Raw genomic sequence first — 24,819 nt, 5'->3', positions numbered from 1 at the left:
CATGCGTGCGCAACAGCAATAAGCATTTTACTGAGGGCAGGGTTGCTTTACTGATGGTATTGTAAGCCGAATATAAAAAGCACTGGTCATCCAGCTGTTAATCATTTCGTTTTGCATTTTTCGTCAGACATTTTCTTTACAAATAGCTCATTTCCAGTTATATGAAGTCAGTATGTTCACTATCCAAATCTGTTGTATAAATAAGGAATAGCGTTTATCTTCCTATACGCAAATATAAGTTTTTAATAATGATATCAATACCAATATGGATATAGAGTGTGATATGGAATTGAAAATTAAAGTAACTAAGGAAAAACTTAGCCTCAGATACTGTATTGCCTATTTGGTGCTTTTATTTATACCTGCATACCTTTTACTGCAATTAGAAGAGGTTATTTTGCCTGCATGGCTTGCATTTTTTCTATTTGCTTATGTCATAGGGGTACTTTTTTGGTTTAGAGGGAAAGACTTCCTGTACGCGTCTTTACTTGTGTTTTTTTATGTTTTTCTACTTATTGCGCCACTAATTCAAATACTCAGCGGGGCATTTCCTTGGGGGGGGGGATACAGCAAACAATATATAACGGAAGCATGGTGGGTAACTTTATTATCATTGCTATTTTTTGAAATTGGATATATTTGTATTCGCAGCTCATCGTTAAAGGTGGAGCAAAATATTGCAGAGCCTCTATTATCAAATCGTGGCAAATTCTTACTATTTGGAGGCGCGGTCTTATGCACGATTATAGGTCTTTCTTTTGTTGGTGTCTCTACAATATTTTTAGCAAGAAATGAAGCCTCAGCCGCTATAAGTTCTACAATTTCGAATAGTAGCCTAAGATCTATACTATCGGCAATACTTAGAGTCCCACCTGTCATAATCATGTTATTGTTTGTTTACGATCTTGTCTATCAAATAAAAAGAAAGGCCAATCGAAAAAATATAATATTTAGCGTTTGGTTAATATTATTCCTTCTCATCATAGTCGGTGTGGTAAACAATCCAATATCAACACCTAGATTTTGGGTGGGCGCTATTTTCTTAAGTTCTCTATTACTGTATTTTTCATTGTTTAATAAAGCTAGGACAGCTGCTTGGTTTTTGTTAAACGTAAGCATACTAGTCGCCATTTTCCCAATCATGGATGTATATAGAAATACCATGGACGGAAATATTATAGAAGCAATTAATAATATTGATCCAAAAGGAGAATTAGCGTCCAGCCAAGACTTCGATGCTTTCCAACAACAAATGAATGCTGTTTATCTAAGTGAAAAAATCGATCCATTTTATGGCCAGCAAACTACCTCCTCACTTTTATTTTTTGTTCCTAGAGTTTTTTGGCCAGGGAAATTAAAATCTGCGGGAGAAAAAATCGCTTCTGATATGGAATATGAATTCTTAAATTTATCCGCTCCATTGCCAACTGAGTTCTATTTAGATGGCAGGTTAATAGCCGTCTCCATAGGTATGTTTTTACTGGGGTTGATTTATAAAAAAATACAAAACATCTATTTGTATCGCACAAGCGCTTTACCCGCTATTTTTTATTTTTACTTTTGTTGCTATCAGGTTTATTTTTTGAGAGGGAGCCTAATGGCTGTAGTGGGTTTTCTATTTGTCGCTATTTTACTTTTACTCTTCATTAACTATTTTAAACCACTAATTTATATAAGGCATTAGCTATCTAAGCACTTATATTAAATATGATTAAAGTCGTTTGAGCTTTTAAGGAATGAAAATGAAACCTGTTGTCTTAGCGGGTGGCACTGCAGGGCAACCGCATGAGTGCTTAATTTTTACACATTTCGCTAAATCCCGCTTTTAAAACAGCCTCTAAGTAGGTTGGTTTCATCTATGCTCGTTTGCGTTTTGCACTGATGCTGCCTTTTGAATGCTTTGCTCTGAGCATATTTAGAGAGAGTTGCCTTAACATTGCCCAATTCTCGGCTCCGTGTTGGTGATAAATTTGGCATGGGTCTTCTCCCAAGCCAACGTCCAATACCCAGTGCAGACTATTTTCGATTGACCAATGGGCATGTACGGCTTCGGCTAACGCTTTTTCGCTCAGCTCGGCACAGCTAATGTAATACCGATAACCCAGTTGTGGCGCTTTACCTTTTACTTGACGAAACCCGATACTCAAGCCAATGCTGCGCAACTTAGGCCACTGGGGGAAGGTGCTCGCCAATTCGCTGGCATCTTTGACATATTGCACGCGGGCTTCTACACGGCCATGATTTTTTCTATCGCTAATCCACCCAGGGGTGTCGCTCGCTCATCGATAAACGCATCTTGAAGCGCTTGATGTAGCTGGCCTTGATTACCTTATACGGCGAGCAAATAGTCAGCCTCTTTCTCAACTATTTGCTGCGCTATCTTTGTTTGACAGCCCATCGCATCAATGGAGACCAGCGCACCTCGTACCTCCAGCAGCTTAATGAGTGTTGGGATGGTGGTAATTTTATTCGATTTTTGTTCGGTTTTAAGCTGTCCCATCACCACTTCGCCTTCTGTCACCTGGTGCACCGCCTGCATCCATTTAATAAAGCATTATTGATACTGCTTAGGTTCAATTTTAGAGATAATACGGGCATTCGTGTCATCGACCGGCACACCATCCATAAGAAAACCCTGTTGCTTGAACCAGTCATGATGACCTTCAGCATAATCATATATCTCAGACTGCCAACATCGCCTTGCATATACAGTTTTTTTAATTGCCTAAGGAAGATCCTGCACTATAATGGGTAGAGCGCGCCATAATTTAGAGCAGCATTTTTTCGGGAATGGTAGGGTTTGTAGTGAAAGTCAGATTAAATCTAGTTAATACAATAGTTTGATTTAGTCGGCATGCATTTTGCTCGTATTAAAAATTAGAGAGAGAATAAAAGAAATAAGTAGGTGTTAACTAAAGTTTCAATGTTGGAATTAAGGATATATAACAATTTTCCCTAACATTTTTTGTCGTTATCAAGCATGTTTTTTTAGACAAATATTTAGCTTGGGTTGCAGTTTTGTTCGATATTGTCGTACCTTTGTCAGGATTGTGAAATAGTAAAATACTCAATAACGGAAAACTTAATACTCAACAAAATATTGTAGTACACATAGTGTTTGTAAAATGTGGTTATAAGGAAATATAACATGTTGCAAAAAAACGGTATTATTGAAAGTCACACCAATAAATTCGCCACTTTTTATCGGCTCACAGATCTCGTTTTTATAAAATTTTCTTTGGTTTTAGTCTTGTCCGCTTTTCAAACAGGCTATTCACAAGAAATTTTTATCCTTTTCCTCATTTCTATCATTGGTTTTTCTATCTTTGCTGAAATGTTCGCATTATATCGCTCATGGCGCGATGGCTTATTTATAGAAACAATCTTTTATACTTTATTATCTTGGTCATTTTCTTTTGTTTTTGTTTTGCTTTATGCCTTTTTGAGTGAAAACAGCATTGAAATTTCCAGAGCGGTAATCTCTACTTGGTTTGTTCTAACGGTAATAATATTAGTTTCTTGGCGATGCTTTTTTGTTTTGTTTCTACGTTACATTCGCAGTAAAGGCATGAATACACGCAGTGTAGCCATTATAGCCCTAACAAACGAAGGGCTACTTCTTGCTCAAGAAATATTGGACAATCCACAAATTGGGTATCGTTTAAATGCTATCTATGATGACCGAGATGCAAAACGTTTGCCAGAAATGAGTCATGGACTACTTAAAGGTAAGGTTACTAATGGTATAGACCATGCGCGTTTAAATGAATTTGATGTGATTTACATAGCTTTGCCATTAACGGCTGATGAACGCTTAAAAACCATTCTACAATTACTTGGCGATACGACAGCCAATGTTCAGCTTGTGCCTAATTTATTTCTTTTCAGTATTATGAGTTCCTCAATGGCATATGTTGGCGAAATTCAAACCATTAGTGTGTATTGCAATCCCCTGCGAGGCTCCTACGCTTTAATTAAACGTTTAGAAGATATTATTATTTCGAGCATTGTTTTAATGCTGATCTCTGTCCCATTAATTGTTATAGCCATTGCCGTTAAAATTACATCAAAAGGGCCAATTATCTTCAAACAAAGCCGTTATGGCCTTAACGGGAAAGAGTTTAAAGTATGGAAGTTTCGCTCAATGACAACGACAGAGAACTCAAATATTGTTACTCAAGCAACTAGGAATGATTCGCGGTTCACCAAAGTAGGGGCGTTTCTTCGCCGCACATCGCTTGATGAACTTCCGCAATTTTTTAATGTATTGCAAGGCACAATGTCTGTTGTCGGGCCACGACCCCACGCGGTTGCTCACAATGAAGAGTATCGAAAAGCCGTACATTATTACATGCTACGCCACAAAATTAGACCAGGTATTACGGGGTGGGCACAAATTAACGGTTGGCGTGGTGAAACAGACACAATCGAAAAAATGGAAATGCGGGTTAAATACGATCTTGACTACATTCGCCGATGGTCCCTATGGATGGACGTTAAAATAGTTTTTTATACCATTTTTCGCTCATTTATTGATAAAAACGCTTATTAAACAAATTAGCCAAAGGTTAGGTGATGAATTAAGCAATGAAATGCACTTTTAGTATTAATTAGGATATAGGGGGGCAAGTCGCTCACTTAGGGGGCAATATTACTCCTGAATCTGAGAATGATAGCTGATTAAAGAATAAGGCTGGATAAAAAAGATGTTCGCGTATGACAAAGAGGACGTTTTGTGACGAATAGTGAAGGACAAACCGCAGCGTTCATGATGGCGGTAAAATTGGCATACTGCTTAGTCATAGCATTGCTTAACCAGATGAGCGCTAGCGCTCAAACGCGGGAAGGTTTGTCGTTAAATGCAGGCGTTTCAGCTGGTTATGATGATAATCTATTGCGCAGCAACTCACCCGTTTCTGATCGTATGATCAAATTTTTACCCAAAGTAAACCTCATGTCTTTGTATGGTAAACATCAGTTTTCTTTCGGTTACGACGGAAGGTTTACTTCTTATTCAGACAACAGCAAACTGAATTATACTGATCATAGTCTAAAATTGACGGCACTGTTTGACCATAGTTACCGTTTTAACAGTGAATTCGGATTATCTTACCAGGACAAAATAGAAGAACCAGGAACGACTAACTCTGAGTTGACTTTTGCTGCTGACGACTTTACTCAAATTTTAAGCAAAAGTGCACTGGCCAAGTTTTATTATGGCTCAGGTCAAAGTAAAGGTCAGATTGTATTTTCTTTTGATTTTGATAATAGGGCCTACAACAATAACCAACAAGAATTTAGAAACGTCGATCGCAACACATTCATAGGTACCATGTTCTATAATTTTGGAGTAAATACACGATTGTTATTTGAAGCGAGGGTAGCTGCTTTTAATTACACATCAGAGCTTCAATTTGCTGATCAATCTAATGATGAAAATAGCTATTTTGTGGGCGTGGAATGGCAAGCGACAGCAAAGACCAATGGTACTTTCAAAATTGGCTATCAAAACAAAGATTATGATGCAGAGCAGTTCAATAATGTATCGGGCCTAACGTATGTTCTAAATATGGATTGGTCGCCCTATAGCTATACTAAAATTAATTTTGGCGCACGAAGAGCGACAACAGAATCGGCACAGCTCGGTGTAGGTGGTTTTCTAAAGACCTCTTATTCGTTGGCACTTGAACATGAGATCACCCCTCATACAGAGTTCATCGCTGGTTATTTCAAATCAGAAGAAGAAATCACCTCACTTTTAAATAGAACAGACCACCTTACAAATATAGAGATCGGTGTTAAGCAGAGGCTAAATTCCTGGTTGGTAATACAGTTAGATTACCGTCACCAAAAAAGAGAGTCAGATATTGAGTTGTTTGAATTTAACGCTAATGTATTGGAGCTATCGTTAAATAGTACATTTGAATAAATCACAGGGTAGTTTGGTTAATTGAGAGTAAGGGAAAATAAGGGAAAGTAAATGAAGTGTTTAGGAGCCATCTTGGCATTCAGTATCGGTATTTTGTTGGTATGGTCAGCGAATGTCTGTGCTGACGATATTGATAGTTATCGATTAGCAACAGATGACGAAATTTCGGTCACTGTATTTAATGAACTAGATCTTAATTTAAAAAAAGTTAGGGTTAGTGCCAACGGCACTATTTCTATGCCCTTGTTAGGTCAGGTTGTTGTTTCTAATTTGACTGTTGCGGAAGTGGAAAAAAAAATAACTGGCTTGTTAATGCAAGACTACTTAAAAAAGCCTAATTTGACTGTGACGATAACTGAGTATCGCCCTTTTTACATAACTGGCGAAGTCCGAAATCCAGGGAGTTATCCGTTTAGGCAAGGCTTAACAGTGGAAAAGGCGGTGACATTAGCTGGAGGTTTCACTGAGAGAGCCTCGAAATCTGCGATTTCATTGGTAAATGACAGCGCTAAGCCTGATATCCGAGAGGTGACGCTTGGTGATAATGTGAAGCCGGGTGATGTGATCACCATCGGCGAAAGTTTTTTTTAAGAAAATCTAAATAGATTGGTATAAAGAATGAACGATGTAGTGGCAGAAAGAATATTCAGAGGAACTCCCATGCATGAGAAAAGCACCGAGGCAGAAGAGCAAGTTATTGACCTTCCTCAGTATTGGAACACCATAAAACGGGCTAAGTGGAGTATTTTTGCCATAACCATGTGTTGCGTCATTATAGGGGGGGGGATTGCGTCATGTTCAGAGCCTATTTATAAAGCGTCGGGCAAAATATTGGCCGATCCACAGCCGCCAAATGCTAAAGGGGAAGAGCAAAATATCACGCCTGCCATGGTCGGTTTATTCTATCAAACACAGCATGAAATCATTAGCTCGCGCAAACTTGCGGAAACAGTTGTGGATAAACTGGAGATGGTTGATAAATACCCACTAGACGGAAAATACACTGAATCTACCGATCCGTTGCGCGGAATCGTTGATACAGTTCTAAACACACTTGGACTGCTAGATATATCCGTAACTGACGGAGGAAATGCTAATACTGCTCCTCTTAGTGACGCAAATTTACGGACTAAGCTGGCTTTGGAGATTCAGGAAAAGCTTGAGGTAAGTGGTGGTAAACAAAGTCAAATTATTAACATCAGTTATGTTTCGCCAGACCCATTGGAAGCGGCAGCTATCGTTAATGCTATTTCTGAAGCCTATATCCAGTTTGGCTTAGAAACTCGTTTAGATGAAGCGAGAAATACCGAAACATGGTTAAGCGAGCAATCGAATCAGTTAAGAACTGCGCTACAAAAATCTGAAGCTAGCCTAAATCAATATCAATTTCAGCAGGGACTGGTTAATACTGAACAACAACAAAAATTGTTCAATAACCAGTTACAGTCTCTGAACACTGAGCTCATTAAGGCACAAACCCGATTAAGTGCAGCAGAAGAACAATATTTTGCAGTCAAAAATGTTAAGGCTGACGCCAGAGAGTTGTATTCATTGGGCCCTGTTTTACAAAACAGCACGACCAGTGACATGGTAAAACAGCAAGCTCGCTTGTCTCAGCGTGTTAATGAATTACTTGAACGATATGGGGAGAAACACCCTAAGATGATTGCAGCACGTTCTGAGTTAACAAGCGCCACAGATAACCTGGCGGTCGAAGTCAACAAAGTGGTAGAAAACATTGCAAAAGCGTATCAATTAGCCCAAGTTCAGGTCGCTAATATTGAAAAGTTTATTGTCCAAAATCGAAACAATATTCAAGCACTGCAAACCAAAAATTTCTCTCTGGTGAGTTTGGAACGGGATGTAGAAAACAATCGACGCATTTATGAAAATTTCCAGGAAAGCTTGTTAGAAGCCACTAGAGTTAGCGAATATAAAGTGTCAAATGTGCACATCATTGATAGTGCAACCGTCCCAGACAAGCCCTTCAAACCCAATATAAAATTAATTTTGGTTTTATCAATAATATTTGGACTCATTTTTGGCATGACTTTAGCTTTCACGCGTGAAGCATTAGATAACACCTTTAAAACAACAGACGCTATTGAAGAAAAGTTAAGCCTTCCAGCCCTTGGCATTACATCGATCGTGAAAGAGAAAAAGCAGGGTGTAATACCGGAAACCCAATATTTACATGATTCACACTCAATCTTTGCTGAGAGTATCAATACAATTCGAACGGGTCTGTTGTTATCCAATATCGCTAATCCACCTAAAACTATTTTAGTTACGTCAGCAGTGGATAGCGAGGGTAAATCAACCCTGGCAATGAACCTTGCTACTTCTTTCAGTAATTTGGGCAAAACATTGTTGCTTGAAGTGGATTTACGCAAACCCAGTATCGCAAAAAGTTTCGGTATCAAATCGAAGTTGGGGTTAACTGATGTGTTAAGGGCCTCAGTTACTTGTCAAGAAGATATTGTACACAGCGTAAATGATGGAAAATTAAACGTAATTACATCAGGAAAAATCATTCATGATCCACTCGAATTGTTGTCGTCTATTAAATTCGAGGAACTGTTAGTTAGATTTAAGCAACACTATGAATATATTATTATTGATAGCCCACCAACCTTGCCCGTTAGTGACTCTTGCATATTGGCGAACAAAGTTGACGGTGTCATATTTGCCATCAAAGCCGGAGCAACAAAGGTGAAAGTTGCAAAAGAGGCGATATCGCGCCTACAAAAACTAAATGCCAATGTCATTGGTGCAGTGTTGACCATAACTGACCCGAAAAAAATGAGTTACTACGGTGATCACTTTCAAACAGGTGAATATTACGGGATCAAGCCCGGCAAGGATGATGAGTCCTTTCCTGTTGCTGTTTAATATAAAATGATAGACATACATAGTCATATATTACCTGGCATTGATGATGGCGCTCGCAACCTACTAGAAGCCCTGACAATGTTGCAAATGGCATTTGATTCAGGGGTAACGACACAAGTATTAACACCACATATTCATCGAGGGCGATTTGATAACAATCGAGAAAATTTGGTTCAAAGCTTTATGCGCTTTAGAGAGCAGGTAGATGCCAAAAATTTACCGATTAAGTTGCTGTTGGCGGCGGAACTGCGCATTGATCCGGATATTATGGCAATGGCGGTGGCCGATACCATTCCTTGTCTAGGTATATACCAAGGACAAAAGATATTTTTATTGGAGTTCCCACGTGGCGATATACCATTTGGAAGTGAAAACTTAGTTAAGTGGTTAATAGCAAAAGATTACCTACCCGTAATCGTGCACCCTGAGCGGAATAGCAATTTTTTAGCCCAGAGGAAAAAGTTACAAGTTTATGTAGATTTGGGGTGTCATTTACAAATTACAGCGAGCAGTCTAATAGGTAAATTTGGTGCAGACGTGCAGTTTATGGCGGAGCAATTGTTAATAGCCGGACAGGTTAGTGCAATAGCATCAGACTGTCATAATACTAAAGGCAGAGCCCCTGATTTAGCAAAGGGTTTTAATCGTGCGGTAAGTATACTAAGTAAACATGAAGCCGAAACTTTGGTGACATCAATGCCAAATGCACTTACTAATAACAATAGCCATCAATATTCTAGTGGATCAATATGAGTCAGATATGTAATTAAAAAGGTTTCGTTGCACTGGATAAGATCAATTTGGCATATATCATATACTAGAATTAAGTTGATAAAGAAATATATCCTAGACAGGCTGGAATAAATTATGCGTATATTCCTAAATCATTACTTGAGGGACATCCCACTGAATGTTAATCGGTTAATCGGTTAAACTTGCCACAAGGAAGCTTATGAACGTTATATTATCTAAAGAGTGTTTTTTTACAATAGTTATTGCCACATATAATTCAGAAGATACATTAGCGCTTTGTCTTGATAGCATCAAAGCACAAATATTTAAAACTTTTGAAGTAGTCATTGCCGACGGTGAATCTTTTGATAAAACGCCAGAGATAATTAGTGAGTACAGTGATTTAATAAACTACTATATTTCTGAACCAGATAAAGGCATTTATGATGCATGGAACAAAGCGTTAAAACATACTAACGGTAAATGGATTCTTTTCTTAGGCTCAGACGATTGTCTATCAGGTCCACATACACTGAGCAATATTTATAGATTTTTGCTTAATGTTTCTGAATCAACTCTTTTTGTATTTCCTGAGGCGCAGTTGGTTGACAATGTCAAATCGATGCAGAAAATAGAAATTCTTGGCACCAAAGACATTAGCTACTATCGTAAACATTTTCTCAATGCAATGCTTTTTCCTCATACCGGTTGCGTACATAGAGCAACTTGTTTTAATGACTATGGAAGTTTTAATGAGAAATTTAGAATTGCTGGTGATTACGAATTTTTGTTGCGGTGTATCGAAAAAAATGTAAATAAAATCGATAAATACGAAGGGGTTAGTATTTTCATGGGACAAGGTGGAATATCGACCAGTATTAAAAATCGAGTAACCACATATAAAGAATCACTATTGGCTCGTAAAATCAATAATATTAGAAATACTTCTTGGATTTTAGTATATCAACTATATGTAGCGTATTTACTTTTTTATATTAATAAATACCTGGGTAAGAGAGTTTTATTACTACTGTCAAATATATATAGGACTATTCTAAAAAAGCCCAAGAGAGCCAATTTCGAGTGACTACTTTTCCGCGATAAAAAATCGGTTTTGGATACCCAGCACATCCCAGTATTCATCAACCCAGCGACGCCATATCGCTTGTTATAAATGGTTAATCATTATGGGTAATAAGGAAATTATTTATCAAAAGAATAAGGTATATCAGTAATGAACACCACTAATATATATGTGTACTCTCTGGCTACCCAACATCAAAACCTAGGTGATTTGTTAATTAACCAGCAACTAGTGAAATGGTTGGGTAAAGATGCAACTGTGATTATTGAAGAGCAGGGCATGCCTGATGAATTCTTGTATGCAGTAGCAGGTAAAGATGCGATTAAAGCATCGAGTGACCCAGACAGATATTCAGTTAAGACAAAAAGATTTTATGTTACAAGCTTACTTAAAGGGTTCGCTATAAATGCCGTGGTTTTATCACCAGGTCATTTAGGGAATTTGAAAATTAAAAAAATTCTGGTTTTGCTGGTATCTGTGTATTTACGTATGAGGGGCGTATATACATTTCGAGTTGGCGTTTCTCACGGAAATATGGGTATTCTAGCCAGGATTATCGAGTCGTTAAGTGCATTAGTATTTAAAGTCTATTGCGTGAGAGATGAGAATAGTCAAAGAAAGTTATTGCCATTTGCTAGAAGGTTTTGCCCTGTAGTTCCCGATATGAGTTTTCTAGCTTATAAACAGCTAAGTTCCAAGTCAAGAGGTTTTGCGTTCTCAGATAAAGTGGTGTTTTCCATACGAGGCGATAGACGTTACCCTAAATCTAGCAAGCATTATGAGGCGGCAGTATATAATGATATACCTTTACAGGCAGCTAAAATATTTAGTGATATATTATGTTATTCGCAGGTGACGTTTGACTCAGCGGAGCAGAGCAATCTTAAGTCTTATCTGGAGACCAATGGTATATCTGCAAGACTCGCTGAAGAATATAATGATTTGAATAAAGCAGCGGAACATTTGGCAGATGCAAAAGCAGTCATTAGTAATCGTCTTCACGTGTTACTGCCAGCAATGATGTTAGGGACTTTGCCTATCTGTATAGGCAGTTACTCTATGGATGCCAAAATCTTTGCTATTTATCAAGAAATGGGACTGAATGAGCTAATTTACGATATAGACAAAAATGATGAAAACTTCGATATTTTTTTGCAAATGGTGCTATCAAATAGAGATCATCATATAGTAAAAATAAACAGCGCTGTCTTATCCAAGGTAAACGAAATATTTATTTTGATGGATAGTATAGTTAAGTGATTTTTGTAATGTTCATTACTTAACAATTAATTGATGGAAATAATCTGTAAATATCCTTAAAATTCAAATCACGAATCGATTGAATAGGGTTTTCCATCTACATTAGGTGAGAATAACAATCTCATAATTTACTGTCACTAGTAAATTATGAGAATCAGTACCAAGAACGGCTGAGGAGTTTTTAGGTTAGAGGGAGCGATTACATATTGTTTAAGTTAGGGAGTGATTATAAATGACGTCAACCAGAGTATTTTTTGTTTGTCTGGATGCTGCTGACAAGGATTTAGTTGAACAATGGGTTGCAGAGGGCTATTTACCGACTTTCAATCAGTTACTGAAATCATCCTTGTATGGGGACATAGACACTCCCAAGGGATTTGAAGCTGGAAGTGTTTGGCCTAGTTTTTATTTCGGTCTTCGGCCCGGTCGAATGGGGCAATATGACGGAGCAAGACTCTTTAATTCAGACGATTATGAACATAGGTCCTATCACCCAGAGAAAGATTCGACGCCTCCTATCTGGGCATCATTAAGTCAGGCAGGCAAACGTTGTGCGGTGATTGACGCGCCCTACAATTATCCGGTCGATAGTATTAATGGTATCAAAGTTGTTGACCGAGCTGGCCATGTTCCTGCTGGAGGGGGCAATTTCCTGCATCTGCGTACCCACCCACCGGAGCTTGCTGTGGAAATTGAAGAACGCTTTGGGCCTGATCCTGCCGGAGGCCGATCAAGTGATTTTTTCGCCATGGATACCCTGGAGGATGTGGATGCTTTTCGACGTATATACCGCGAACGAATTGAAAAAAAGACTGATATGATTCTTCATCTATGGAAGCAAGAGCCTTGGGATTTTTTTATGTCGGTATTCACCGAAGCACATTGTGCCGGTCATCGTTGCTGGCACTTGCATGATCCCAATCATGATTTACATAATGCTGAGTTAGCGAAGGCCGCAGGAAACCCACTACGAGATATTTACATTGCGTTAGACCAAGCCATCGGGCGATTAGTGAAAGAAACAAAAAACAACGCCAGAGTAATCTTGTATCTAAGCCATGGTATGGGACCCCGTCACTCGGCAACTCGAGTATTGGACAGAATACTGGCACGCTTGGATAATCAATCCGTCGCTACGCGTGCAGGTTTGTTGATGAACCTAAGTCGCAGTGTTTGGCGTGTCATGCCAGAATACATGAGAAAACCGTTTTTGAATTTCAGAAAAAGACTAACCAATGACGGTTTTCAGCCAAACCGCGAAGGCCGACGCTTTTTTGAAGTCTACGCAAATGATCGCACTGCCGGTATTCGCATTAATCTCAAAGGGAGGGAGGCGCAAGGGGTTGTTTCTGCGGATGATTACGAGGTCTTGTGTGCGGAGTTAACCAGTGAAATGTACAAGCTCAAAAATCCAGAGTCTGACGAACTTGCCGTACGAGAAGTTATTCAGGTACGAGATCTTTACCCAGGCCCATTTTTGACGGGCTTGCCCGACCTTCTGGTAACCTGGAATCGTTCACACCCAATCAACTATCTCGAGTCTGCAAAGGTAGGAATTGTAGATTGCCTGGGAATTGATATGCAAACCCGAACCGGTGACCACAGAATTAAAGGGCGTTTTTTTGCTCTGGCTAGCGATTGGCAACAACAAAAATTGTCATACAATGTAAAGACAGAAGATTTTGCCCCTACAATCGCAGAATTGTTTTCTGTGAAGTTGGATCATACCGATGGGCAGATTATCAGAGCCCTGTTAAATGAGGATGATAATTCCAGCGGTGAAAAAATTGATGAATTACACTTTACTAAAGGTGAGGTCTAGATATGGCAGTCCCACTAGTCTCAGTGATCATCCCTGCATTTAATGCAGAGAACTACCTGGAAAAATCCGTTCAATCTGTGTTGCAGCAGAGTGTTAGTGATCTTGAAGTCGTCATAGTTGAAGATAGGTCAACGGATGACACGATGAGCGTAATTATATCGTTGAAAGCTAGAGATAACCGTGTCCGCCACTTACGTTGTCCAGTAAATAGTGGGCCGGGTTATGCCCGAAATATGGGTATCGCTCAATCTCGCGGGGAATGGGTCACCTTCTTAGATGCCGACGATTGGTATGAGCCTGAGAGGCTAGAGCGGTTAATTGCGGCAGCCAATAAATTTGGTTTAGACCTTGCCGCCGATAATCAACGATTTATTATAGCTGAAAGCGGGAACTGTAAAAATTTACTGACTTCAGGTGATAATCTTTTAGTTAAAACCCTTACTATTGAGGATTATTTTAAAGGTGACCGAATTAGTCGAAGTTCCCGCAATCTGGGGTTATTGAAACCCATGATCCGACGCGAATTACTGGACCGTCATCAAATTCGTTATGACCACCACAAAAGACTAACCCTGGGTGAAGATTTTTATTTTTTACTAGAATGTTTAAAGCATGAAAAGCGTATGATTTATGTGACCGAGCCTCTTTACAACTATCGTATTGATGGTGTGCTGAGCTTGACTAAGCGCCTTAACATAAACAGCTTTATTGAATGGAAAAATATGCACCAACGCTATATATCCCTATTTGATGCTAAATCTGAAGCCAGAGAGCTAGAATTTATGCAAAAGCGAGGCCATGAAATTGAGGTTTATATCCATTTCAGGAGATTAGTTGAACCACTCAAACATGGTCATTATCGTGACTTTTTCAGAGAAGTTTGCCGCGATCCTAAGAGAGCACTCATATTATTGGTAAGAGACACCGCGAAGGACCCTAGTGCGATTACTCTGTTGCTGCGCTACTCTACCTTGAATATTACACAAAAAATCTCCAGACTGTTTACAAAGCACATGAAACTCACAAATACCAAACATATTAGATTTGATGTTGACGATTTAGATGAGATTTCAGACAATGAAAAAAGGTAAGATATTGAAAAAGTTTTTTTTAACTGGCCTGTTTTACATTCACATCACCCAAAATATGATTTATAAATTGCTATTAAATAGTTAGGGAAATCATCCAAAACACAGGTTACTTAGTTAAAATAGTTTTTAGTGTTTATATGCACATAATTATTAGCTAATAAAGATTTAATATCAAACCATTCATATTCGCCATGTTGCACATTTAAAGGGAGTGCGGTTAACTCGTTGTCTAGTCTTAACTCATACGCTAATGCGACATAGTGGGTTGAGAAACTATCGCCGAAAACGTTATCAGGGTAAAAATGATCAAAGTGCCCAAGCGGACTTGCTTGCTCTATTTCAAATTCCTGGCCCAGTTCGGCTAAGGTTAAACGTTTAAAGGCTGCAGATATTGATTCATTTTTTAATATCCGCCCTCCTGGCACAAACCATAGGTATCGTGCGGGTCGATTGAGTCGTTGCCCAAGCAAAGCTTGCCCTAATCGATTTTTAACCACCAAATCAATAGATACCAAAGGTGTATTTTTTATAACACTAGAAAATGTTTGTTTATTTAAAAATGTCATAAATCCTAATTAACCTGAGTGGTGCTTTTTAACTCAATGTTGTTGTGGTTTTTCATAAAGCATATCAGGTGCATACATGTTTCTTATGATGTTCTGAAATCGCCCTGTTTCTGCAAAAACCATTGGTAGCTGCTAGCCAAACCTTGCTCGAGGTTGATTGAATATTCCCAACCTAAATTTTTCAAACGAGACACATCCATAAGTTTTCTGGGGGCACCATCCGGTTTAGTTTGATCAAAAGAGATAGTACCCTCAAAACCAGTGGCTTTGGATACGGATTCAACCAGCTCCCGAATAGTACACTCAACCCCTGTACCAACATTAATATGGCTAAGCATTTCTTGAGTATTTGCGGCATAGCTCAACTGGTTAAGCCCCATAACATAAATGGATGCTGCAGCCATATCATCAACATGTAAAAATTCGCGCATAGGTTTACCTGAGCCCCACGCAACTACTTCGGGCGCCTGAGCTAACTTAGCTTCATGAAAACGGCGTATCAGAGCGGGAATGACATGAGAATTTTCTGGGTGAAAGTTATCATTAGGCCCATATAAATTGGTTGGCATTACAGAGCGATAATTACGACCATATTGCCTGTTATAGGACTCACACAACTTAATCCCGGCAATTTTAGCAATCGCGTAAGGCTCATTGGTAGGTTCAAGTGGGCCAGTTAGCAGCGCTGCTTCTTGCATGGGTTGCTCGGCAAGTTTAGGGTAAATACATGAAGATCCCAAGAACAATAAATCCTGCACATCGGCTAAATGTGCCCCATGTATTAGGTTGCACTGTATCATCAAATTTTGGTAAATAAACTCAGCGGGATAAGTATTGTTGGCCATGATCCCACCTACTTTTGCCGCCGCTAAATATACTTGGTCGATATTCTCAGATTTAAAAAAGTCATGAACATCTTGTTGATTGAGTAAATCCAACTTATTGCGTGAGCGTAATACCAGCTCAATACCTGACTGCGCAGCCAATTGGCGAACAATAGCTGAGCCAACCATACCGTTATGGCCAGCAACAAATACTCGTTTCATATATATTTCCTATTATAAAATGCCACAGGCCTACGATTGTTGTTTATCGTTAACATTTAAAACACATTCATGAATTCCATGTGCTAAGTTATTTTTCGAGGGCATTGCCCACTAAATATTAAACTATCTCTACTCATGACAAACGTTTACATGGTAACCATTGCCTTTTAACAGGGTCTGTTGCTTAGCTTTACTCAAATCGTTTGCGACCATTTCTGCACACATTTCTTCTACTGTAATCTCTGGTACCCAGCCCAACTTTTCCTTGGCCTTGCTTGGATCGCCTAATAAGGTTTCAACCTCAGCCGGGCGGAAGTACTTTGTATCAACTTTAACGATAACATCTCCAACCGCAGCGGCTTGATTAATGTCGCCACTTATTGCTGCGACTGTTGCAATTTCATCGACACCACTGCCTGAAAAAGCCAGAGTGATACCTAATTCTTTTGCAGCTAAACGTACAAATTCTCGTACAGAAATTTGTTTGCCCGTTGCAATCACGAAATCGTCTGCGAATTCTTGCTGTAGCATCATCCACTGCATACGCACATAGTCCTTTGCATGACCCCAATCACGTAGTGCATCCATATTTCCCAAATATAAGCATTTCTCCAAACCCTGAGAAATGTTTGATAAGGCCCGGGTAATCTTGCGCGTGACAAAGGTTTCACCTCTACGTGAAGATTCATGGTTAAACAAAATACCGTTACAGGCATACATACCATATGATTCACGATAATTAACAGTGATCCAATAGGCATACATCTTTGCTACCGCATAAGGCGAGCGAGGGTGAAATGGGGTAGTTTCTTTCTGCGGTATTTCCCGTACTTCACCATATAATTCGGAAGTAGAGGCCTGATAAAAACGTGTTTTTTTCTCAAAGCCCAAAAAGCGAATTGCCTCCAAAATACGTAGCGTACCTAGGGCATCTGTATCAGCAGTATATTCGGGACATTCAAAGGATACCGCAACGTGAGATTGTGCACCTAAGTTATAGACTTCATCTGGTTCTACTGCACGTATAATACGAGTAAGGCTGGATGAATCGGTTAGGTCACCATAGTGCAGAAAAAACCGAGCATTATCGTCATGAGTATCTTGATATATGCCGTCAATACGTTCCGTATTTAACGATGAAGCCCGGCGTTTAATACCGTGTACTTCATAACCCTTCTCTAATAAAAATTCTGCCAGATATGAACCGTCTTGACCTGTTACGCCGGTTATCAGTGCTTTTTTCATAATATTCCCTTATTTTCCATTTAAATTATTTTATCTTTGCCAGATGAGCTCGTTATGCAATAAGTTTTCTAAGATCAGCAACATATTTATTGAGTATTTTATCTTTTGCCAGATAGTCTTCAGCATACTGTCTGGCAATGGTGTTATGGGCGCTTATATCTGAGGCTAAAATTGACTTTAATTCCGAGATGAACGCATCAGTATTCTCTGGTTCTACGCATCTGAATATACCTGGAAAACGTTGACTTAACTGAGTCAGTTCAGTGTTAGGTTCAGCGGTAATCAAAGCATGACCACCAGCGGATAATATATTGCTTAACTTTGAGGGTAAAACTGCGTCAGCGGCGCCTTTTTTTTGCATTACTAAATGGATCTTTGCCAAGGCCAACATCTCCGGGACACGCTCCCAAGGTTGAAGTGGCTTGAAATGTAAGTTGTTTAGCTCTAATTCGACGGCATGCTTCATCAAATATTCAACACGAGCACCTACTCCGACTAAAACAAATTTTACTGATGGTGAACCTTCAAAATGTTTCGCTGCTTCGAGCACCATTTCGAGTCCCTGCTTTTCGCCAATATTGCCAGCGTATAGAATAATTTCATCAGAAGCCTCAAATCCCCATTCTTGTTTTAGCCGATCACCATTTGTTTCCGGTGTTACAAAAGCTGTGTCTGACCAATTAGGAAAATATATTATCTTGCTTTCTTCTACACCTTTAAGTTTGGCATTATTGATCATGCTGTATGAAATAGTTGAAACTGCATCGAATTTATTAGTTAGCCACTTTTCAATGGCTTTAGTGCAACTAGCCAATCTACCATCACCCATCATATTTAGACCAAACATGGCATCGACTTCATAATCCTGTATGTGCATAACCGTCTTTGCACCACACAGCTTGCTTAAAAGTAAAACGAAGGGTGCACAAAATAAAGTTGGTTGTACCAAAATAATTACGTCAGGTTTTGAGAATAATTTAATAAACAATGCAAATGCTGACGTAAAAGCAAATGAAGATAAATGAATCAGTCGTTTGATTAGGGTAATATCCTTCGGTACATAAAGGGGACAGCGAGTAATGTTTACTCCCTTAACTATTTCCGTACGGTACCAGTGTTTTGCATAACCATTATGCAACTTCCATTCGGGGTAGTAAGGTGGAGCTACTATTGCAGATACTTGAATACCAAGGTCTACTAATTCTGGGCACATTTCGCCATTGTATTTACCGATGCCAGTCAGTTCAGGCGAATAATTGATGCTGGTTAAAAGTAGCTTCATAATTTACTTCTTTTTTTGATTGGTCTGGCAGGATTGCCCATACATATCATGCCATCGGGCATATCCTTATATACAGAGCTCCTGGCTGCTATAACTGCGCCTTTTCCAATTCTAACCCCCGGACCAATGAAAACGTCGGTTGCAACCCAGGCTTCATCTTCAATGACGATTGGCAATGCATATATATCAAAAGCTTCAGACAGATAATCATGGCTACCCGTGCATAAATAGCATTGTTGAGAGACAACCGCATTACAACCAAGTGTGATATTCCCTAATGTATATAACTCGACATGATCTCCAACCCAGGAATGCTTGCCAATCGCTAATTTCCACGGATAAGTAATCCTTACGGTTGGCCGGATAATGACCCCTATGCCAATTTTTGCCCCAAAACAACGTAACAAAAAGTTTCGCCATTGGTAGGCAAATTGTGGTGACCAACTGAACAGGGTCGCCTGAACTAACCACCAAAGTTGAACCTGAATTGTATTGCGGCCTCTGAACCCATTAGGTAATTGGAATTTAGTGAGTTTTTGATAGTTCATGATTTTTCATTTCATCCATTAGTGAAATAACCGTATTTTTTGACTTCACTTGTTCGTCCCTAAACTTATCCGCCCGTTTTATCTTCTGATCATTTATCAGCTCGCTATTTTGGAATTCTTGCTGAATTGCACTGACCATGTTTTCTACGGGGTGGTCGTTTTCGTTTACTGAGTACCCACCCAATCTGGCGATAACCTCTTGCATACAACCGCGCTGGGTACCAATCAAAAAAACGCCATGCATAGCGGCTTCGTATAATACTAAGGGTTCAGCTTCATTTTTATATTTTGAAGGAAATATGAAACAATCTAGTGTGGCATAAAATGATAGTTTTTTTTCTCCATACAATGGACCAAAATATTCAATTTGAGGGATTTTCTCAATGGCTTCTAAGATAATATTTTCTGTATGCTTATCGCTAAATGGGCCCGCAATTTTCGCAATGAAATTTACTTCAAGGCTTGCAAGTTGTTCACAGATGTTAATAAATAAACCGGCTCCTTTTTCAGTGCATAAATTGGCCAGGTGCCCTATGCTTAAAACCTTTAATGATTCTGAAGAAGAGATTTTTTCGTTTTCGAAAAAAGCTAGGTTTGAGACTACCTTAATCCGACTTTTTTCAATGCTATAAAGTGATTGTAGCAAATCAGCCATCTTTTCACCCAAGACAATATGTGTTGCAGAGCGTCCAGCGAATTTGTTTAATATTGTAAATAAACGGCTTTTGCTATTTAGATAACTAAATGAATGATGGTGAATATATAATTTGGCACCGAATAGGTGTGAAATCAAAATATAGATTAGATCGTATACTTGGCCAACCCCTCCATTTATAGGGCGATAAACTGTTTCTCTTCGGCTTAATAGTAATGAGAAACCTAAGCATATATAACAATAAAATGTATGTAACGCCTTTAAAGTATTCCAAGTTTTTCCAGGGAAAATTGATGATGCATAAGAGGGCACAGTGTTTATTACTTTAGGTTTTAAGCCAAAACCTTTAGCTAAATTGGTCATTGCTAAATTGACATTTGACATACCATGAATTGGGGTTGGGAGGTCTAACAAAAAAATCATTTATTACGCCCATAATTTTAAAAGCAAGACAAATGCAAAATAAAATGCCCCGCATAATAAAGTATAAAAACTTATTTGTATAAAGCCGCCATCGCACGGTGTGCGATATAAAGCAAAGATAGAAAAACCTATGATAGAAATGAGGAGAAGGATAAAAATTTCGTGTGAATACCCTGTTTGAAAAATGGACAAGGCTAAAACCAAAGGGAATTTTATAAAAACGAGATCTGTGAGCTGATAAAAAGTGGCGAATTTACTGGTGTGATTTTCAATAATACCGTTTTTTTGTAACATGTTATATTTCCCTATAACCACATTTTACAAATATTATGTGTACTACAATATTTTGTTGAGTGTTGAGTGTTGAGTGTTGAGTGTTCCGTTATTGAGTGTTTTACTATTTCACAATCCTGAAAAAGGCACGACAATATCGAACAAAACTGCAAGCCAAGCTAAATCTTTGTCTGAGACAAACATGCTGGGTAACAACAAAAAATGTTAGGGCTATTTGTTATACATCCTTAATTTCAACATTGAAACTTTAGTTAACACCTACCTTATTATTTTTTATTTTCTCTCTACTTTCTATACCAGCAAAAGGCATGCCGACAAAGTTAAACTATTGGATTGACTAGATTTAATCTGACTTTCTCTACAAACCCTGCCATTACCCAAAAAATGCTGCTCTAAATTACGGCGAACTCTACCCATTATAGTGCAGGATCTTCCTTAGGCAATCAAAAAAAACCTTTATGTGCAAGGCCATGTAGGGAAAATTGAGCTTTAGGTTCATATAAAAAATGTCATTGTGCTTATCGATTAGTAGTATTGCCTCCAAAATTGACCTGTTGCAGCTAAGCCAATGCTTTATTACCTGGATGCAGGCGTTGTATCAGGTAATAGAAGGTTTAGTTCCGGCTCTGGGTAAATACGATATACGTGTTTGTGGATCCAGCCATAATTATTAACGTTGCGTAAGTACAAAAAAACACAAACCAAAGCCCCCAGTTGCGTTGATTGTCTGTCATGCATATCAACCAGTCGGCTATTAAGGCATTCTCATCAGTTAACCAAGCCTGATAGCGGCAGCAGGTAGCCACTGTCGGTTCTCTTCTATTGCAATAGGGCATTTATCTTGGTTGGTAAGTTTTCAATATCAACCGCCTTTGCGCGTTTTCTTCCCAAAGTGAATATTATACAAATATTGGTCAAATTCATTGAGCATGATATTTGATGATCATGGCGAAACCACACCACCTTGTAGTATGCATCTTTTAAAATGGCTGTCTTTTCTGTGTTCGTGAATATCAAGAGGTCTGGTATTAGGGCCAAAGAAATAGCTGTTGAATCAAAAAATAAATTAACTGTAATATTTAAAAGTGGAGGACTGCTAAATGTAAACTAGATTAAACTCTCCAGTTTCTAAAGTTGTGAGGGTTAATAATGACTTGCATTTTAAAAAAATGCATAGTCAAAGTAGTACTATTTGGAATATTTTTCTTCGTATAAACTCTCCATTTATATTCTTTGTGGGAATAATAAAATATTCATTATCATGCGCACAGTATCAGATTGAACTTGTTTCAACCTTACATGAAAGGTCATAATGAACATCTAAACAGTTAGTGCATGCTTTAACATGCTGTATAAAATTAATGATTGAGGTATTTAGTGTCGGTTAACGGCCCATAAAAATATATGACAAGCCAAGAACTAAAGCTTGCAGTAAACGCCGCTATAACTCTTGGGAAGCCATTGTTGGTAAAAGATGAACCTGGAACTGGTAAAACTATTGGTATATACATTGCCATCCGTTAGGCGATTTAATTTAACCAGGGGGGCCAATGGCTAATGAATTGTCATCATAAACTTGCATAAAACTTCCTTAAGCTTTTTTTGTGCTACTTGTTTGCTAGCAATGAAAATTGCTTGGCATTATTGTACATTGTTAGATAACACGTTTCTGTCTGATACCATTTTTGGTATTAAGCAGGTAGATTACGGCGAAGTGGGCAAATTCAAAGTACTTTTTCGCCATATCGTATGGAAATAGTTCACACTAAAAAATAATCATTGGTAAATTGTTCACTTTAGTCGTCTATTGATGTCCTGCAATGACGCCTGCTGTACGATTTTACAGGGTTGTTGTAGTGTAATGTTAGCCGGTTATATTTTCCCCATAGGCGATAAATAGAGCCTAAGTATAAATAAATGAATTGAGGTCTTGATGTCTTTTAACGGAACAACAAATTACATTGCCAGCACCGAGCTGCAACTTGCAGTCAACGCGGCTATCACGCTTGAACGCCCGCTACTGATAAAAGGTGAGCCGGGCACGGGTAAAACAATGCTGGCCGAAGAGTTGGCCAAAAGTATGGGGACTGAGCTGATCCAGTGGCATATCAAATCCACCACCAAAGCCCAACAAGGATTGTATGAATACGATGCCGTTTCGCGTTTGCGCGACTCCCAGTTAGGAGATGACAAGGTTCACGATATTAGCAATTATATTATCAAGGGTAAACTTTGGCAGGCGTTTGAGGCCGGTCAAAGACCGGTGTTGCTAATTGACGAGATTGACAAGGCGGATATAGAGTTTCCCAACGACTTACTGCAGGAGTTGGATAAGATGGAGTTTTTCGTTTATGAAACCCGTCAGACCATAAAAGCCGCCCAGCGTCCTGTGATGATCATTACCTCAAACAATGAAAAAGAATTGCCCGATGCATTTTTACGTCGCTGTTTCTTTCATTACATTCAGTTTCCCGATCAGGCAGAAATGCGTCAAATAGTCGATGTGCATTTTCCCAATATAAAGAAGGATTTACTTAATCAGGCCTTGCAATCCTTTTTTGATTTGCGTGATGTGCCTGGCCTTAAAAAGAAACCTTCTACGTCAGAATTGCTTGATTGGTTAAAATTACTGGTCGCCGAAGATATTTCTCCTGAAGTGTTACAGGATAAAAACGGCAAAAAATCGATCCCGCCATTGTACGGAGCGTTATTAAAAAATGAGCAAGACATTCACTTGTTTGAAAAACTGGTATTCATGGCGCGTCGTTAATGCTGGTCGATTTCTTTTTTAAACTTCGAGACTACAAGGTCAGCACTAGCCTCAGTGAATTAATGGATTTGCTCAAAGCACTGGAGCTTGGCGTGGTGTTTGCCAACCTGGACGAATTTTATTTTTTGGCGCGGCTTTGTATGGTCAAAGACGAAAGTCAGTATGATAATTTTGATCGGGCCTTTGCAGATTATTTTGAGGGGGTGCAAAGTATTGACCTGTTTGGTCAGGATATCCCTGATGAATGGTTACGCAAGGAAATTGAACGGCACTTCAGTGACCAAGAGAAAGCCAGGATCCAGGCATTAGGCGGTCTGGATGAGTTGCTTAAAACCCTTAAGGAGCGTTTGGCCGAGCAGCAGAAACGTCATCAGGGGGGGAATAAGTGGATAGGCACGGGTGGTACGTCTCCTTTTGGTGCCAACGGTTACAATCCACAAGGCATAAGGATTGGTCAGGACGGCAATCGTAACTTCTCTGCGGCCAAGGTGTGGGAGAAGCGAGCGTTTAAAAATTTGGCCGGTGACGTGGAACTCGGAACCCGTAATCTCAAGGTTGCCTTGCGCAAATTGCGTAAATTCGCCCGTACCGGCGCCAGCGACGAACTGGATATGCCAGGGACCATAGCGGGTACCGCAAAAAATGCCGGGTTACTCGACATTCACATGATGCCCCAGCGACACAACAGCATTAAGGTGCTGATGTTTTTCGATGTAGGCGGGTCGATGGATCCACACATAAAGGTGTGTGAGGAGTTGTTTTCTGCGGTGCACACCGAGTTTAAACACCTGGAATATTTTTATTTTCATAATTGTGTATACGAAGGGGTGTGGCGGGACAACAAAAGGCGTGATAGGGAAGTGATCCCGGTTTGGGATGTGGTGCACAAATACGGCGCTGACTATAAGTTAATCTTTGTTGGCGATGCCACTATGGGTCCCTATGAAATCACCTATCCCGGAGGGAGCGTGGATCATTGGAATGAAGAAACCGGTGCTATATGGCTGCAGCGTCTGTTGACACATTTCAAACAGGCTATCTGGCTTAATCCGCAGCAGCCAAAGTATTGGAACTATTATGCCTCGATTGGTCTTATTGAGGAATTAATGGAGAAACGCATGTTTCCCTTAACACTCGATGGCATCAGTGATGGTATCAAAGCATTAAACAAAAAGTGAAA

General features: G+C 39.2%; 19 protein-coding genes and 3 pseudogenes. 13 read left to right on the top strand and 9 right to left on the bottom strand.

All coding sequences use genetic code 11. The annotated features are described in order from the left end of the window. Positions 1–283: 283 nt before the first annotated feature. Positions 284–1,684 carry a hypothetical protein gene (locus AC3RV5_RS13520; RefSeq protein WP_489728158.1) on the top strand — a complete coding sequence of 467 codons (1,401 nt, stop codon included), beginning with the start codon at positions 284–286 and terminating at the stop codon, positions 1,682–1,684. Between the two features lie 172 nt (positions 1,685–1,856). Here the strand turns inward: AC3RV5_RS13520 and AC3RV5_RS13515 are convergent. Further along, positions 1,857–2,686 (bottom strand): annotated as a pseudogene (locus tag AC3RV5_RS13515) (ISAs1 family transposase); the annotation flags it as partial. A gap of 462 nt (positions 2,687–3,148) precedes the next feature. Between AC3RV5_RS13515 and AC3RV5_RS13510 the strand changes: the two are divergent. The 9 genes from AC3RV5_RS13510 to AC3RV5_RS13470 all read left to right on the top strand — a co-directional run bounded on the left by AC3RV5_RS13510 (position 3,149) and on the right by AC3RV5_RS13470 (position 14,810). Next, positions 3,149–4,552 carry an undecaprenyl-phosphate glucose phosphotransferase gene (locus AC3RV5_RS13510; RefSeq protein ID WP_489728157.1) on the top strand — a complete coding sequence of 468 codons (1,404 nt, stop codon included), beginning with the start codon at positions 3,149–3,151 and terminating at the stop codon, positions 4,550–4,552. A 183-nt stretch (positions 4,553–4,735) separates the two neighbouring features. Then, on the top strand, positions 4,736–5,929 hold the full coding sequence (locus AC3RV5_RS13505) for an outer membrane beta-barrel protein (protein WP_489728156.1): 1,194 nt from the start codon (positions 4,736–4,738) through the stop codon (positions 5,927–5,929). Between the two features lie 72 nt (positions 5,930–6,001). Further along, entirely contained in the window at positions 6,002–6,520 is a 519-nt protein-coding gene (locus AC3RV5_RS13500) for a polysaccharide biosynthesis/export family protein (RefSeq protein ID WP_489728155.1), read from the top strand. A gap of 69 nt (positions 6,521–6,589) precedes the next feature. Further along, complete coding sequence (locus AC3RV5_RS13495) at positions 6,590–8,821, top strand: GumC family protein (RefSeq protein WP_489728154.1); 2,232 nt, start codon at positions 6,590–6,592, stop codon at positions 8,819–8,821. A gap of 6 nt (positions 8,822–8,827) precedes the next feature. Further along, positions 8,828–9,574, top strand: coding sequence for a tyrosine-protein phosphatase (locus AC3RV5_RS13490; protein ID WP_489728153.1), 747 nt, complete (start codon positions 8,828–8,830; stop codon positions 9,572–9,574). 199 nt (positions 9,575–9,773) lie between these two features. Beyond that, positions 9,774–10,640 (top strand): glycosyltransferase family 2 protein, encoded by an 867-nt coding sequence (locus AC3RV5_RS13485; RefSeq protein WP_489728152.1) that lies wholly within the window; start codon positions 9,774–9,776, stop codon positions 10,638–10,640. Positions 10,641–10,787: 147 nt separating this feature from the next. Continuing rightward, a complete protein-coding gene (locus tag AC3RV5_RS13480) occupies positions 10,788–11,897 on the top strand; it encodes a polysaccharide pyruvyl transferase family protein (protein WP_489728151.1) in 1,110 nt (369 codons plus the stop codon). Positions 11,898–12,129: 232 nt separating this feature from the next. Then, complete coding sequence (locus AC3RV5_RS13475) at positions 12,130–13,719, top strand: alkaline phosphatase family protein (RefSeq protein ID WP_489728150.1); 1,590 nt, start codon at positions 12,130–12,132, stop codon at positions 13,717–13,719. A 2-nt stretch (positions 13,720–13,721) separates the two neighbouring features. After that, positions 13,722–14,810 carry a glycosyltransferase family 2 protein gene (locus AC3RV5_RS13470; protein ID WP_489728149.1) on the top strand — a complete coding sequence of 363 codons (1,089 nt, stop codon included), beginning with the start codon at positions 13,722–13,724 and terminating at the stop codon, positions 14,808–14,810. 110 nt (positions 14,811–14,920) lie between these two features. On the opposite strand, the gene AC3RV5_RS13465 is transcribed toward AC3RV5_RS13470, so the two are convergent. The 8 genes and pseudogenes from AC3RV5_RS13465 to AC3RV5_RS13430 form a co-directional block, all read right to left on the bottom strand. Next, complete coding sequence (locus AC3RV5_RS13465) at positions 14,921–15,376, bottom strand: GDP-mannose mannosyl hydrolase (protein ID WP_489728148.1); 456 nt, start codon at positions 15,374–15,376, stop codon at positions 14,921–14,923. Between the two features lie 83 nt (positions 15,377–15,459). Beyond that, positions 15,460–16,422: a GDP-L-fucose synthase gene (gene fcl, locus AC3RV5_RS13460; protein WP_489728147.1), complete on the bottom strand. Its 963-nt coding sequence runs from the start codon at positions 16,420–16,422 to the stop codon at positions 15,460–15,462. 129 nt (positions 16,423–16,551) lie between these two features. After that, positions 16,552–17,667 (bottom strand): GDP-mannose 4,6-dehydratase, encoded by a 1,116-nt coding sequence (gmd, locus tag AC3RV5_RS13455; protein WP_489728146.1) that lies wholly within the window; start codon positions 17,665–17,667, stop codon positions 16,552–16,554. 52 nt (positions 17,668–17,719) lie between these two features. Beyond that, the gene (locus AC3RV5_RS13450; RefSeq protein ID WP_489728145.1) at positions 17,720–18,949 is read right to left on the bottom strand and encodes a WcaI family glycosyltransferase; all 1,230 of its coding nucleotides are present in this window, start codon (positions 18,947–18,949) and stop codon (positions 17,720–17,722) included. Continuing rightward, positions 18,946–19,497, bottom strand: coding sequence for a putative colanic acid biosynthesis acetyltransferase (locus AC3RV5_RS13445; protein ID WP_489728144.1), 552 nt, complete (start codon positions 19,495–19,497; stop codon positions 18,946–18,948). Before AC3RV5_RS13445 ends, AC3RV5_RS13450 begins: the two co-directional genes overlap by 4 nt. Then, positions 19,475–20,575, bottom strand: coding sequence for a glycosyltransferase family 4 protein (locus tag AC3RV5_RS13440; RefSeq protein ID WP_489728143.1), 1,101 nt, complete (start codon positions 20,573–20,575; stop codon positions 19,475–19,477). The genes AC3RV5_RS13445 and AC3RV5_RS13440 overlap by 23 nt, the downstream gene beginning before the upstream one ends. A gap of 3 nt (positions 20,576–20,578) precedes the next feature. Then, a complete protein-coding gene (locus tag AC3RV5_RS13435; RefSeq protein ID WP_489728142.1) occupies positions 20,579–20,869 on the bottom strand; it encodes a hypothetical protein in 291 nt (96 codons plus the stop codon). A 609-nt stretch (positions 20,870–21,478) separates the two neighbouring features. Next, positions 21,479–21,669 (bottom strand): annotated as a pseudogene (locus tag AC3RV5_RS13430) (IS3 family transposase); the annotation flags it as partial. A gap of 604 nt (positions 21,670–22,273) precedes the next feature. Here AC3RV5_RS13430 and AC3RV5_RS13425 point away from each other — a divergent pair. The 3 genes and pseudogenes from AC3RV5_RS13425 to AC3RV5_RS13415 form a co-directional block, all read left to right on the top strand. Further along, positions 22,274–22,369: pseudogene (locus AC3RV5_RS13425) on the top strand (AAA family ATPase); the annotation flags it as partial. Positions 22,370–22,802: 433 nt separating this feature from the next. Further along, a complete protein-coding gene (locus tag AC3RV5_RS13420; protein ID WP_489728141.1) occupies positions 22,803–23,639 on the top strand; it encodes an AAA family ATPase in 837 nt (278 codons plus the stop codon). Continuing rightward, the gene (locus AC3RV5_RS13415; protein WP_489728140.1) at positions 23,639–24,817 is read left to right on the top strand and encodes a vWA domain-containing protein; all 1,179 of its coding nucleotides are present in this window, start codon (positions 23,639–23,641) and stop codon (positions 24,815–24,817) included. The genes AC3RV5_RS13420 and AC3RV5_RS13415 overlap by 1 nt, the downstream gene beginning before the upstream one ends. Positions 24,818–24,819: the final 2 nt, after the last annotated feature.

Source organism: Paraglaciecola sp. IT1134 (genome assembly GCF_058068185.1).
This window is presented reverse-complemented; position numbering and strand designations above follow the sequence as displayed.

Coding starts and splice junctions, on each gene's coding strand:
- AC3RV5_RS13520 (WP_489728158.1), top strand. CDS start 284: ATGGAATTGAAAATTAAAGTAACTAAGGAAAAACTTAGCCTCAGATAC.
- AC3RV5_RS13465 (WP_489728148.1), bottom strand. CDS start 15,376: ATGACATTTTTAAATAAACAAACATTTTCTAGTGTTATAAAAAATACA.
- AC3RV5_RS13475 (WP_489728150.1), top strand. CDS start 12,130: ATGACGTCAACCAGAGTATTTTTTGTTTGTCTGGATGCTGCTGACAAG.
- AC3RV5_RS13440 (WP_489728143.1), bottom strand. CDS start 20,575: ATGATTTTTTTGTTAGACCTCCCAACCCCAATTCATGGTATGTCAAAT.
- AC3RV5_RS13470 (WP_489728149.1), top strand. CDS start 13,722: ATGGCAGTCCCACTAGTCTCAGTGATCATCCCTGCATTTAATGCAGAG.
- AC3RV5_RS13495 (WP_489728154.1), top strand. CDS start 6,590: ATGCATGAGAAAAGCACCGAGGCAGAAGAGCAAGTTATTGACCTTCCT.
- fcl (WP_489728147.1), bottom strand. CDS start 16,422: ATGAAACGAGTATTTGTTGCTGGCCATAACGGTATGGTTGGCTCAGCT.
- AC3RV5_RS13445 (WP_489728144.1), bottom strand. CDS start 19,497: ATGAACTATCAAAAACTCACTAAATTCCAATTACCTAATGGGTTCAGA.
- AC3RV5_RS13480 (WP_489728151.1), top strand. CDS start 10,788: ATGAACACCACTAATATATATGTGTACTCTCTGGCTACCCAACATCAA.
- AC3RV5_RS13485 (WP_489728152.1), top strand. CDS start 9,774: ATGAACGTTATATTATCTAAAGAGTGTTTTTTTACAATAGTTATTGCC.
- AC3RV5_RS13510 (WP_489728157.1), top strand. CDS start 3,149: ATGTTGCAAAAAAACGGTATTATTGAAAGTCACACCAATAAATTCGCC.
- AC3RV5_RS13450 (WP_489728145.1), bottom strand. CDS start 18,949: ATGAAGCTACTTTTAACCAGCATCAATTATTCGCCTGAACTGACTGGC.
- AC3RV5_RS13420 (WP_489728141.1), top strand. CDS start 22,803: ATGTCTTTTAACGGAACAACAAATTACATTGCCAGCACCGAGCTGCAA.
- gmd (WP_489728146.1), bottom strand. CDS start 17,667: ATGAAAAAAGCACTGATAACCGGCGTAACAGGTCAAGACGGTTCATAT.
- AC3RV5_RS13415 (WP_489728140.1), top strand. CDS start 23,639: ATGCTGGTCGATTTCTTTTTTAAACTTCGAGACTACAAGGTCAGCACT.
- AC3RV5_RS13490 (WP_489728153.1), top strand. CDS start 8,828: ATGATAGACATACATAGTCATATATTACCTGGCATTGATGATGGCGCT.
- AC3RV5_RS13435 (WP_489728142.1), bottom strand. CDS start 20,869: ATGTTACAAAAAAACGGTATTATTGAAAATCACACCAGTAAATTCGCC.